Origin of the sequence: Rhodococcus sp. DMU1 (assembly GCF_012272955.1) — a bacterium.
Lineage (GTDB): Bacteria > Actinomycetota > Actinomycetes > Mycobacteriales > Mycobacteriaceae > Rhodococcus > Rhodococcus aetherivorans.
Map to the genome: position 1 here is coordinate 407081 of NZ_CP050952.1, position 13873 is coordinate 420953.

A 13873-nucleotide genomic window follows, 5' to 3' on the forward strand; every position below is an offset into this window, starting at 1 on the left:
TGCGACACAGTATCGACCCGTCACCGGGGAGATCGGTGGCGCTCATCGATTCGACCGAGATGGTCCGCCAGAATCGGGCCGATGACCGAGGTCGCTTCGGGATTCATCATATGCAGGTGATCACCCGCGACGACGTGCTCGACGATCGAGCCCGTCACGGTCTTCCGCCACAGCCCCGGTGATGTCTCGCCCGAGTCGTCCAACGAGTTCGCGGCAGCGAAGAACAGCATGTCGCCGTCGAATACCTCCAGCCCGAGTTCCGGTCCGGTGCGGTGCACCTCGGCGTACGCCCCCAGTATGCGCTCGAGATCGCTTGGTGTGAGACCTGTTTCGTGCCCGAGCATACGGTTCACCTGAGTGAGCGCGGTGTCGAACGAAATGTCCGTAGGCTCGGCGCTGTCGGCGTCGATACCCAAGCTGACGAGAACCTCCGCGAGAGTCAGCTCTTTTCGAGCGCGCTCGATCGGGTAGTAGTCGAGCATCACGAGATCGACGGCCTCTCCCGCGCTTCGCAGTTGGACCGCCATGTGGTGCGCGATCAGGCCGCCCTGCGACCAGCCGAGCAGGTGGTAGGGGCCGTGCGGTCGCACCGCCCGCAGCTCCTCGACGTAGCGATGGGCGAGGGCGTGGTGGGACGCATAGGCCGGCCCGCCGGAGAGGAGGGGGAGCTGAAGGCCGTACACGGCACGGTCGGGAAGGTACCGCAACAGTCCGGCGTACACCCAGGAGATGCCGATCGCGGGGTGCACGCAGAACAGTGGAGTACGGCTGCCCCCCGCCCGGAGCGGGATCAGCACTTCGAGCGCCTCGATCGTCGACGGCGTGCCCCCACCGGGACGGGTATCCAGGCGATGTGCCAGGCCTGCCGGTGTGGGTGCGAGGAAGATCAGCGGTAACGGGACGTCCCCGGAGAGTGTCGATTTCAGGATGGCGGCGACACGAACGGCGCTGAGAGAGTTTCCTCCGAGGTCGAAGAAGTTGTCGTCGATCCCGACGCGTTCCAGGTCGAGCCCAGACGCGAAGGCCTCCGCAACGATGCGCTCGGTGTCGGTGCGCGGGGACCGATACTCCGACCGGCTGAACTCCGGGGCCGGTAGCGCCGCCCGATCCACTTTCCCGGTGGGTGTCACCGGCATCGCCGGGAGCACTGTCAATGCCACCGGCACCATGTACGACGGCAGCACGGCTGCCAGGGAACGGAGGATCTCCGCCGGGTCGGCCGGTGCGTGTGCGGGCACGATGTAGGCGACCAATTGCCCGCCCCGCCCACCGTCGCGGACCACGGCCACGGCCTGGGCAACCGCGGGGTGCCGCACCAGCGCCGCCTCTACCTCTTCCAGTTCGATGCGCAATCCCCGCACCTTCACCTGGAAGTCGGAACGCCCCACATATTCCGGTTCGAGTCGCCCGGTCGTGTCCGTCCACCGCACCAGGTCACCGGTGCGGTACATCCGTCGTCCCGGCGCTCCGAACGGGTCGGCCACGAATCGGGTTGCCGTCGTTCCCGGTTGCCGGTGGTATCCGCGGGCCAGTCCCGGACCCGCCACGTACAGTTCCCCACTCACCCCGACCGGCACCGGCTGTATCCGCCGATCCGTCACCACCTCGGCGAATCCGGGCATCGGTACGCCGAGCGTGATCGGTTCGTCCGCCGCCAATGGGTCGCGGACATTCGACATCACCGTCGTCTCGGTGGGTCCGTACCCGTTGACCATGCGTCTGCCGGTCGCCCATCGCTCGACGAGCCACGGTGGACACGTCTCACCGCCGACGCACACGAATGCGAGTTCGTCCAGCCCCGACGGATCGATGGTGGCCAGCACGGTGGGGGTGATGTACAGATGCGTGATCCGCGCGGTACGCAGAAGTGCCTTCATCTCGGCGCCTCCGTACACCGTGGGTGGCGCCACCACCAGCTGTCCGCCGGCCGCGACGGCCGTGAGGTACTCCAGCAGCGATGCGTCGAAACTGGGTGAGATTGCGTGCAGAACCCGGGATTCGGAGTCGGCGACACCCGCACACCACTGCGCCGGAGTTGTCAGCCCCCGGTGGGTCACCGTCACTCCCTTGGGTGTGCCCGTCGAGCCCGACGTGAAGATCACGTACGCGGTGTTGTCCGGCCGTACCGGCGCGAGCCGGTCGGTATCGGTGACGGGAGACGCAGGAAATCCGGACAGATCGAGGGCGTCCGTGCGTATCACAGGCACTGTTCCCGGCAGCTCGATCCCTTCCGAGGCCAGCACGCACATCGGCTGTGCAGTTTCGAGGACGTGTGCGATACGTTCAGCTGGGTGATCAGGGTCGATCGGCACGTACACGCCTCCGGCTTCGAGGATCGCGAGCGTCGCCACCAGCTGGTCGACGGATCGACGCATCGCCACGATCACGGGCGCCTCGGGACGGACGCCCCGGGAGATCAACCATCGCGCCAGCCGGCTGATCCGGGCTCCGAAGTCTGCATAGGTCAGTTGTTCTCCGTTCCCGACGACTGCGATCGCGTCCCGATGGCGGGCTACCTGTCCTGCGAGCATCTCGGTCCACGTCGCCTCGGATACCGGGACCGCCGGGGAACTCCCGACCGGAGCCAGACGCCGACGTTCGGCTTCGTCGAGCAGGTTCAACCGACCGAGCGTCGTCTCGGGTTCGTCGACGACGGCGTCGAGCACTCGGACGACCCGCCTCAGGGTCTGCTCGGCACTTCCGCGGTCGTACAGGTCGGGTCGGTAGCTGATACGCAGGTGCAGCAGGGGGTCGGTGTGTGCGATCAGTGCAACGGGGTAGTGACCGGAGTCGCGGGCGGTCACATGAGTCACTCGCATGCCGGCGACATCGGTGGCCCGACTCAACGCGGCCCGGTCGACGGGATACGACTCGAACACCGTCAGCGTGTCGAAGACGGCGGCCGGCCCGGCTGCCCGTTGGATGTCCGCCAGCCCGACGTGGTGACTGTCGAGCAACTCGGTCTGTTCGGCGCGGACCCGTTCGAGCAACTCCGTGAGGGTCCTGTTCGGATCGACGCTGATGCGTACCGGCACGGTATTGATGAACAGCCCGACCATCTCCTCGATGCCGGGCACCGTCGCCTGTCGGCCGGAGACGGTGCTGCCGAACACGACGTCGCGAAGCGAGGTGAGCGTGGCCAGCACAATCCCCCACGCGACCTGCACGAGGGTGTTGAGCGTCAGGGAATGCGTGCGTGCGAATGCCTCGAGCTGTCGTGTCCGGTCCTCGCCGAGCGTCCGGGACGTTTCCTCGGAGACGGCACCCACCGGCTCACCTCGCCGGCCCGGGACGAGCAGAGTCGGGCCGTCGACTCCCCTCAGATAGCGGGACCATGCCGAGCATGCGGCGTCGGAATCCTGGCGGCCGAGCCAGATCAGATAGTCCCGGTAGGCGTGGGGTGGGGGCAGGACCGATGTGTCACCCGCACCTGCGTAGAGGACGAGCAGTTCCTTCAGTAGCAGCGGCGCAGACCACCCGTCGAGCAGGAGGTGGTGATTGGTGAACAGCAGCCGGAAGTCGTCGGGTCCCATCCGGATCAGGGTCAGTCGCAGCAGTGGCGCGACGGCGGTGTCGAAGCGCGCGAGCCGGTCCTCGGTCAGGATCCGGTCCAGCTCGGTGTCGCGGACGGCGACGTCGACGGCCGTCAGATCGATCTCGCGGAGCGGGAGTTCGATCCCACGCTGGACGACCTGGACCGGGTTGCCCTCGTCGAGTACGAAGGCGACCCGCAGGTTCGGGTGTCGGACCACGACGGCCGCAGCCGCATCCCGCAGGCGCCGCGGGTCGATCCGCCCCTGCAGATGCAGGGTGAGTTGCACCGTGTAGGCGTCGACGGAGTCCGCCTGGATGGCGTGGAACAGCAGGCCGCTCTGCAGGGGAGTCAACGGCCAGACGTCCTCGAGCCCCGGACAGCGGTGCTCGAGATCGTCGATCGCGCGCTGGGACAGCGGCACCAAGGACAGATCCGACGGTGTGTGGCCGCCGGCGCCGGGCACCGTGGTGTCGAGGGCCAGCGCGATCAGGGCCTGCCGCCACCGTTGTGCCAGATCGGTTACCTCGTCCGTCGCCAGCACGCCGGTCGGGAACGTGAACGATGTGCGCAGCATCGGCCCGGTGTCCGTGTCGACGACGACGGCGTTGACCGCCACCGCGGCGGCCGCCGGCTGAGCCGGATCTGTGCCGGGCCCGAGATCGATGTCGGCGATCGGTATCCATCCGGCCTCTCGGGCGCTTCCCGACGAGGTGGTCGCGACCCGGCCGAGATAGTTGAAGACGATCTGCGGTTCGGGACGGGACTCGAGCGTCGTGCGGTACTCGTCGTCGATCCAGCGCAGCATGCCGTACCCGATGCCGTGGTCGGGAACGGCGAGGAGTTGTTCCTTGACCGCTTTGACCGCATCGATACCTCTTCCGGTGCCCGTCGCGAACACCTCGGACGAATCGATTCCGGACAGATCGAGCCGCACCGGGAACATGGTGGTGAACCACCCGACCGTCCGGGACAGGTCGGCGCCGGGTACCACCTGTTCTTCCCGACCGTGGCCTTCGAGCCCGACCAGGACCCGATCGGTGTCCTGTCCGCGAGCGCGGCGCCACGTGATCACCGCTGCGCCGAGGGCTGTGAGGAGGCCGTCGTTCACGCCGCCGTGGACGGCGGCCGGCAGTGCGGTGAGGAGGATCTCGGTGGTGACGGTCGGCACGTCGACGGTGATCGTGTCGAGGGTGGCACCGATATCCTTCGCAGTGTCGAGGAACCGCGAGCCCAGGGGAGGCTCCTCGACCGAGAGCATGTCCTGCCACAGATCCAGTTCTGCGCGCCGGTTTTCGCTGCGGGATTCCTCGCGCAGCCCGTGGGCCCATCGGCGCATCGAGGTGTGCTCGGCTTCGAGTTCGGGCTCGAGTCCTGCGACGGTCCTTCCCCACGCGGTGGCGAGGTCCGGCACCAGGATGCGCCACGACACGCCGTCGATCACCAGGTGATGGGCCACCAGCAGCAACCTGCCGATCGGTCCCGCATCGAACCACACCGCTTGCAGCACGATCCCGGACGTGGGGTCGAGCCGCCCGGTCGCGGCATCGAGTGCCGCCCCGACGGTGGAGGTGAAGTCCGGGCCGGTGACCGAGTCGACCGGTATCCGAAGGAACAGCTTGTCCGCGTGTACCGTTCCGGCCGGCCGTGTTTCGAGGCCCCATCCGGATGCGGACTCCGAGGGGAGGTGCAGTCGTGCGCGGAGCATGTCGTGCGCATCCACGACCGCCTGCAGAGCGGCCGTCAGATTCGCCTCGTCCGCCTCGGCGGGGAGGGTGAGCAACACGGATTGGGAGAATCGGTCGAAGCCACCGCCGCGTTCGAACAGCCATCGGTGGATCGGGAGCGGGGTGATGTCGCCGATTCCTCCTCCGGGCAGTTCCGGAAGCGCCTCGTGGCCCTGTGCGAGGGAGGTGGCCACGGCGGCCAACGCCGAAACGGTCTTGTGTTCGAACACGTCTCGTGGCGAGATGAGCACACCCGCCGCCTTCGCCCGTGCGACGAGCTGGATCGACATGATCGAGTCCCCGCCGAGCGCGAAGAAGGAATCGTGCGCTCCGACCCGCCCGAGTCCCAGCACTTCGGCGAAGACGGCGGCCAGTGTCTCCTCGGTGGGTGTCGACGGCGCCTGGACGTCAGCGCCCGGGATCGCGAACTCCGGTGCCGGCAGGGCCCGATGGTCGAGCTTTCCGTGCGCGGTCAAGGGGAGAGCGGCCATGTGCACGAGTGCGGACGGAATCATGAAGTCCGGAAGTCGCTCGGAGACGAAGCGGCGGATCTCGTCGATGCGGGTACTCGCGGCGGGGTCGTTGACGTATCGAGCGAGTGGACCGATCGGTCCCGCCGGGAGATACACATCCGTCACGGCGGCGGGATAGGTGTCGCTCGTCTCCCCGGCGATGAAGACGGCGTCCATCCCGCCCGGCGTGGGGGACCAGGTCACAGCGACCGAGTATCCGAGTTCCTTTCCGACGGAATCCAAGTCGTGCGGCATCCAGCCGTCTTGCGTCGGAGCTCCGTCGAGCAGGTTCTGCACCGGCACGTCATCGGGTGCCTCGTCGAGCCGGTCGGCCAGCGCGACGGCACGCACCAGCCCGGCGTGCGGTACCCCCTCGACACGCAACATGTCCGGCCGATGTGCGCGGAGGTGGTCGCACAGGGCCGCCATCGTTCCCCACCGGTGCCACGGTTGCCTCGGGGCGTCTCCGAGGGAGCGGACCGGCGCCGGATCGGTACGCAGGATCACCTGATAGCGGTGGCAGCTGAGTTCGTTGACCGCGTGCATCCGGCCGAGCTGGAACTCTGTCCCCGTGATGCCGGTCAGGTGCTGCGGCAGTGAGGTGAAGAATTCGGGAGCGAGCAGCAATTCCCGCTCGGTGAGCATCGCTCGGCGGACCCGTTCGCGAACGACCGATGCGGTGTCTGTCACGCCGGCACGCGCGAGTTCCACTCCGGCCGCGAACTGTGGCAACGATGCCAGGTTCCGAACGTCGCCGAGGTACAGCGCCCCGCCGGGCGTGAGCAGTCGCAGTGCCTTTCCGAGTACCTCGAGCAGATACGCGGCGTCGGGGAAGTACTGGACCACCGAGTTGAGCACCACGGTGTCGAAGTGGCCTTCGGGAAGACCGTCGGTCACGTGAGCGGGCTGCGTCCGCAGCCGCACCCGCTGCGCCCACGGTTGTCCGGCCACCTTGACACGCAGCGACGCGATCGCCGATGCGGCGAAGTCCGTCGCCCAGTACTCGCCGCATTCGGGGGCGAGTTCGGCGAGCAGCAATCCCGAGCCCGCGCCGAGTTCGAGCAGCCGGTGCGGTCGCAGCGTCCGGATCGACTGCACGGCCGCGTCCCGCCACTGCCGCATCTCGTCGAGGGGCAGTGGTCGACCGGTGGCGCTGGCGTTCCAGCCGCCGAAGTCCTCGTCGAGCGACAGTGCCGGTGAGGCGGGGACGGCCGCCGCCGCGTCCGAGTACACGTCGTCGTACAGAGCCTGCCAGCGCTCGACCGCTTCCGACTCCCGGGCTGCCTCCGCCCGCAGGGTCAGGTCCCGGTCGAGGACGACATATCCGACCAGCTGCGTGCTCGCGATGTCACCCGGTACCGCGCGCGGGACCACCGCCGCCTGTGCGACTGCGGGATGGGAAGTCAGGACCGCCTCGACCTCACCGGGCTCGACCCGGAATCCACGGATCTCGAGCTGGTCGTCGACGCGGCCGACGAATTCGAGGTCTGCGGCTCTCACCCGCCCGGTTTCCGTGCGTTCGCGGGACCGCCATGCCACGAGATCCCCCGACCGGTACATCCGCTGCCCGGGCGCCCCGAACGGGCATGCGACGAACCGGCCCGCCGTCATCGCCGGCCGGCCGTGGTAGCCGCGTCCGACGCCCGCGCCGGCCAGGTACAGCTCCCCGGGCACCCCGACCGGCACCGGTTGCAGGCCGGCATCGAGCACGAACACCTGCACGCCCTCGATGGGTATTCCGATCGGCACCGAGCTGCTGCCCGGTTCGTGGGTGGTCGGCACCGGATACAGGGTGGCGCAGACGGTGGTCTCCGTCGGTCCGTATGCGTTGACCACGAGGGGGCCGGGATGCGCGGCGCGGAAGCGGTCGACGGCCGCCGGGAACAGCGCCGCACCAGCCGTGACCACCTGGTCCACGTGATCCCATACCCCGTCCGTGGCGATGCCGGGATCGGCAAGCAGATGGAACATCGGAGTCGAGACGAACACGGCTGTGACACCGTGGTCGAGCACCGTCTGCGCGATATCCATCGGATCTGCCGGCCCGGGCGGGGCGAGCACGAGCTCGGCGCCGGTGAGCAGGGCCGGCCAGATTTCGTACACGGACGCATCGAAACCCGGCGAGGACGTCATCGACATCCGCTCCCGCGGCCGGTTCGCGGGCCAGCCGTGCGAGACCAGGTGGACGAGATTGCGGTGGGTGATCGCCACGCCCTTCGGCACGCCGGTCGAGCCCGAGGTGTAGATGAGATATGCCGGATGCTCGGGACGAAGTGGCATTCGCCGATCGGAATCGGTGACGGGACCGACTCGCGTCGTCGGGTCGCCGACCGATGCTCCGCCGGCGTCGAGGAGCAGCACGGGGCATGCCGGGGACCGCAATCGACCGGCGACGACAGCGTCGCTCAGCACCAGGAGCGGGGCGGCGTCCTCGAGGATGAACCTGGTGCGTTCACCGGGATAGCCCGGGTCGATCGGCAGATACGCGCCGCCGGCCGTCGACACCGCCAGCAGGGCCACGATCGATGCCGCCGAACGATCCAGGGCGACCGCCACGACCGACTCCGGGCCCACCCCGAGGTCGATCAACCGGTGGGCCAATCGGGTCGCGCGAGCCGCCAACTCCCGGTACGTCCACTGTTCGGTACCGGACGTGAGCGCCACCGCATCCGGGTCGGCGGACACCTGCCGGGCGAACAGCATCGGTACCGTTGTGTCCGGGACGGTCACCGTCGTGCCGTTCCACTCCTGCAACACCTGCACGCGCTCGTGCGGTTCGAGCAGGTCCACCAGGCCGAAGCGGCGTTGCGGACACGTCACCATCGACGTGAGAACCCGGACGAAGCGCGCCGCGATCTGCTGCACGGTGCTGCGATCGAACAGATCGCTCGCGTACTCGATCGTTCCCCGCATCCCTCCGGGCGAATGCGGTGTCGCCGGCACATCGGACAGGCTGAAGAACAGGTCGAATCGGGCCACGCCGGCCGTCACCGGCTCCATCGCGACCTGGAGCCCGGGATAGTCGAGCACAGGAAGCGGGTTGTTCTGCAACGCCATCGCGACCTGGAACAATGCGTGATGCGCGGTGGACCGGACCGGATTGAGCAGTTCGACGAGGCGTTCGAACGGCGCGTCCTGATTCTCGTACGCGGCCAGCGCCTTTGCCCGCACCTGGTCGAGAACCGCTGCGAAATCGTCGAGTCCGGACAGATCGACGCGCAGCACCCAGGAGTTGACGAAGAACCCCACCAGGTCGGCCAGCAGCTCATCGGTACGGCCCGCTACCGGACCGCCGATGAGGATGTCGGTTCCGGCGCCGAGCTTGTGCAGTAGCACGGCCAGTGCCGACTGCATCACCATCGATGTGGTCGCTCCGCGTGAGCGGGCCAGCCCGTCGACTGCTTCCCGCAGCGACGCATCGACGGTGAACTCGACCGTTCCGCCCTCGAACGACTGCACCGGAGGCCGGATTCGATCCGTCGGCAAGCGGAGCTGCTCCGGCGCATCCGCCAATTCTGCTCGCCAGTACTCGAACTGGCGATAGAGCATACTGTCCGGATCGGTCTCCGTACCGAGCATCTCCCGCTGCCACAGCGCGTAGTCCGCATACTGCACCGGCAGCGGATCCCAGTTCGGCGCCGATCCTGCGGCCCGGGCCGCGTATGCGGTCATGACGTCGCGCACCAGGGGGACCATGGAGGCGCCGTCGCCGGCGATGTGGTGGAGCACGAGCACCAGAACGTGCTCGTCGGGAGATTGCCGAAGCAGCGCCGCGCGTAGGGGGATTTCGGTGGAGAGATCGAAGCGGTACGCGACCTCCGCCCCGACCGCGTCGGCCATGAGTTCGCCGGACACCGTTGTCACGGGGAGCGACAGCGTGACCTCGTCGACCGGCAGGATCTGTTGGAAGGGAATGCCCTCTTCCTCCCCGAACACCGTGCGCAGGCTCTCGTGGCGGGTGACCACATCGGTGAAGGCCGCCACCATGGCCGCGACGTCCACTTCCCCGCGGAGCCGCGCCGCCATCGGAAGGTTGTACGTCGTCGACGGCCCCTCGTATCGGTGGATGAACCACAGTCGACTCTGGGCGTAGGACAACGGAATCCGCTTCGGCCGCCGCTGCGGGACGAGCGGCGGCCGCGCAACACCGCACTCCGCGAGCCGCGGTACCAGTCCGGCGACGGTCGGGGCCTCGAAGACGGTCCTGATCGGTACCTCGGCCCGTAGGGTCGCGCGGATCCGGGCGACGAGTCCCGTGGCCAGCAGCGAGTCCCCGCCGAGGTCGAAGAAGCCGTCGTCGAGGCCTACCCGGTCGGGAGCGACGCCGAGTACCTGGGCGAAGGCCCCAACCAGGGTCCGTTCCAGCGCCGTGCGCGGCGGCCGGTACGCCGATCCTCCGAACGTCGGGACCGGCAGTGCATTCCGGTCGATCTTGCCGTTGGCGGTGACGGGCATCGCGGCCAGCACCACCACTACCGCGGGCACCAGGAAGTCGGGCAGCGCGGTCGCCACCGACTTCTGTACCTCTGCCCCGTCGACGACCTCGCCCGGGCGGGGCACCACGTAGCCCACGAGATGCTCGATTCCACCGTCGACCCGGAGCACCGCCACTGCCTGACCCACCCGGTCGTGGCGGAGCAACGCCGCCTCCACCTCGCCGAGCTCGATTCGCCGGCCTCGCAGCTTCACCTGAAGATCCGCGCGTCCGACGTACTCGAGCCGCAGCAGCGAGGTTCCGCCGACCGGTGCGCTCGTCCCGGTCGACCAGCGCATCAGGTCTCCGGTGCGGTACATCCGCCGCCCCGGCGCCCCGAACGGATCCGCCACGAACCGCGTCGCGGTGGTCCCGGACCGGCGGTGGTACCCCCGCGCCAGAGCCGGTCCCGACAGGTAGAGTTCCCCGACGACGCCGACGGGTACGGGATGCAGGCGTGCGTCGAGCACGATCGCTTCGAATCCCGGCCCCGGATTCCCGAGTCCGACGCCGTCGCCGGGCAGAAGATCGTCGGTCGTCGCCTGCACCGTGGCCTCGCTGGGACCGTACCCGTTGACCATGCGCCGGCCCGGTGCCCACCGCTCCACGAGGCCCGGGGGACACGATTCGCCGCCGACGATCACGAAGACCAGGTCGTCCAGACTTCTCGGGTCGAGGGTGGACAGGACCGCCGGGGTGGTACACCAGTGCGTGACGTGCTCGGCGGCGAGCAGTCGTGCGAGTTCGGTGCCGCCGTACACCCCGGAGGGTGCTACGACCAGCTGAGCCCCGACACCGAACGCGAGGAGCATCTCGAGCACTGCCAGGTCGAAACTGGGCGACGCGCCGTGCCATACGCGCGCCCCCGGCTCGGCCGATGCCGCCGCAAAGGCCACGAGGTTCGCCAGTCCGCGATGCGTGATCACGACACCTTTCGGCGTCCCCGTCGACCCCGAGGTGTAGATCAGGTACGCCGGATGATCCGCCCTCAGCGGCATCACGCGGTCCGTATCGGCCACCGTCGTCCCGCGCCGGGCCGGCGGGTCGGCCATCCGGGGATCGTCGAGCACCACCCACCGCACGCGTTCCGGCATCCGAGCACGCTGGGAGAGCGTCGTCAGTCCCAGGACCGCGCCGCAGTCGTCCAGCATGAACTCGATCCGCTCGGCCGGGTAAGTCGGATCCACCGGCACGAACGCCGCGCCCGCCTTGGTTACCGCCCATACCGCCACCACCGAGTCGGCCGACCGCTCGATCCCGATCGCGACGAAGCGTTCCGGACCCGCACCGAGGTCGATCAGGCGCCGTGCCAGCCGGTTCGTCTGCTCGTCGAGTGTTCGGTAGGAGATCCGGACCGTCCCACACGACACCGCAACGGCCTCCGGGTCCGCGGACGCCGCAGCCGCGAGGATGTCCGGCAGACGTCGCACCGGGACTCCGGCCGGACCGCGCGCCGGTACCAGAGTCTCCCGTTCCTCCGGGCCGAGCAGATCGATGTCGCCGATCCGCACGGACGCATCCGCCGCGATCGCCGTCAGAATCCGCGTGAACCGGCTCGCGAACCCGCAGACGGTCCCCTCGGCGATCGGCTCGGTCGCATACCGCATGCTCACGCTCATGCCGGTGGTGATGCGGTTCCGCCGCTCGGTCACGGAGATCTGCAGGTCCGCCGTGCCGAAGCACATGCTGGCGTAGGTCGTTGCCGTGCCCGTAACCGGCTCGCCGGCGGAAGACTGTGCCTCGACGTGATGTTCGAGCGTCACCCGATACAACGGTGACCGAGTCCCGTCCTGACTCGGACCCAGTGCCTCGGCCAGGCGTCGCGGGGACACGTCGGCATGTTCGAAGGCCTCCCGGTCGGTTCGGCCGAGCTGCGCAACCAGGTCGTCGAATCTCGTCGCGGAACCGGCACGAGCACGCAGGACGAGGATGCCGATGGCATCGTCCACCTCGGCGTCGGATACTCCGGTGCGCGGAACCGGAGTGCCGATCGCGACGTCGTCGACACCGCCGAGGCGTGCCAACAGTACCGACACCGCGGCATGCAGAACGACGAACGAATCGACGTGCTGCTCGGCGGCCAGCGCGACCACGGCGCGGCACGAGTCGTCGTCGATCGGGAACCGAACTGTCGCAGGATCTTTCGTGCGGCGGATCGGCGAGGGGCCGATCGGCAGCTCCGGCGGCGTGGGCAGCCCCGCCAGCGTCGATGTCCAGTAGTCCACGAGCGATGCGTCCCGGAAGCGGCGTTCCGCCTCACGCGCGCTCGTGCGATGGATGGAGCCGAGGGGGGTTCCCGGATCCGCAGTGACGAATTCTTCGAGAAGTTCCGCGATCTGGGTGCACTGCCGGCGTATCTCGTCTTCTCGATACCGATTCGGATTGGCGCGGAATTCGATCGTGGTCGTCGCCGGTGAACCGCCGGGACAGACACTGATCATTCGATCGCCGACCGGTCCCCGGGACAGGACATGGACCGTACCGGGGACCGCGCCCAGTCCCAGCTCCTGCTCGAAGAGCATCACATTGACGAGGGGCACCGAGAAGCGGGACACCGCGTTCCCCGTGGAGCGCCGGATGTCCTCGATCCCGCAGCCCTGATGGCGTAACGCTCCCAGCAGTTCGAGCTGCATCCGCCCGACCAGCTCACCGAGCGTGTCCTCGGCGTGAACCGCGATCCGCAGCGGGACGACGTTGACCAACATGCCGGCCGAATGTCGTAGCTGTGCGGTTGTGCGAGCGGAGACAGGGATGTTGACGAGTACGTCGCCGCTGCCGGACAGCCGCGAGAAGAAGCATGCGAAAGCCGCGAGAACGACCGCCGTCGGCGTTGCGTTCATCGTCTTGGCGGACCCCTGCAGGTGATCGGAGGCGGCTGGGGACAACTCCGCAGTCTCGACGAGGGACGTGACGGCCGGAGGCACTGCGGTGTCTCCGGTTCCGTTGGGCGCGGCCAGCATCCGCTGCGACCAGTAGTCACGATCGGCGGCGAACCTGCGCGATGCTCGATACTTCCGGTCCCGTTCGTACAGGGTGCGGAGGTCTGTCGACGGTCCGGCGTCCGCCGCGCGGCCCTCGAGTGCGGCGGCGTACAACTCCGCGCCCCGATTCATAAGGATCATTGCCCCGTAACCGTCCAGCACGATGTGATGGGCTTTGACGTAGACCAGGAAGTCGGAGTCGTCGATGCACAGGACCGCGATCTTGCACATCCGGTCGGCGAGCAGGTCGACGGGGCGTTCGACGTCTCGCCGGAGCCACTCCTCGGCGGCGGCCCTCGGCTCACGCCGGTCGCGGAAGTCCAGAATCTCCGTCCGGAAGTCGAGTTCCCGATCGACGATCTGGAACGGGCGCCCGTCGATCTCGATCAGGCGCAGGAAGACGGTCTCGAACTCGCGACCGGCGGTTTCGGACACGGCACGCAACAGATCGAGATCCAACGGCCCGGGAAACTCCACGTACTGGGCGATGACGAAGGGGACCTGGGGGGCGAGCTGCTGCGCCAACCAGATCCCGTACTGAGCCGGTGACAAGGGGAACGCTTCGGGGGGGATCCGACTATCGGGGAATGGATGTGCGTGGTGGCGTAGGGATGGGGCGGCCATATCGGTCCCTTGTGTCCTGGAAA

Annotated in this window: 1 protein-coding gene; it reads right to left on the bottom strand. The window is 68.4% G+C overall.

Annotated features, from left to right (window positions below):
• Window positions 1-20: 20 nt before the first annotated feature.
• Window positions 21-13778, bottom strand: a complete 13758-nt coding sequence (locus HFP48_RS01885) for a non-ribosomal peptide synthetase (protein WP_168578932.1) — start codon at window positions 13776-13778, stop codon at window positions 21-23.
• Window positions 13779-13873: the final 95 nt, after the last annotated feature.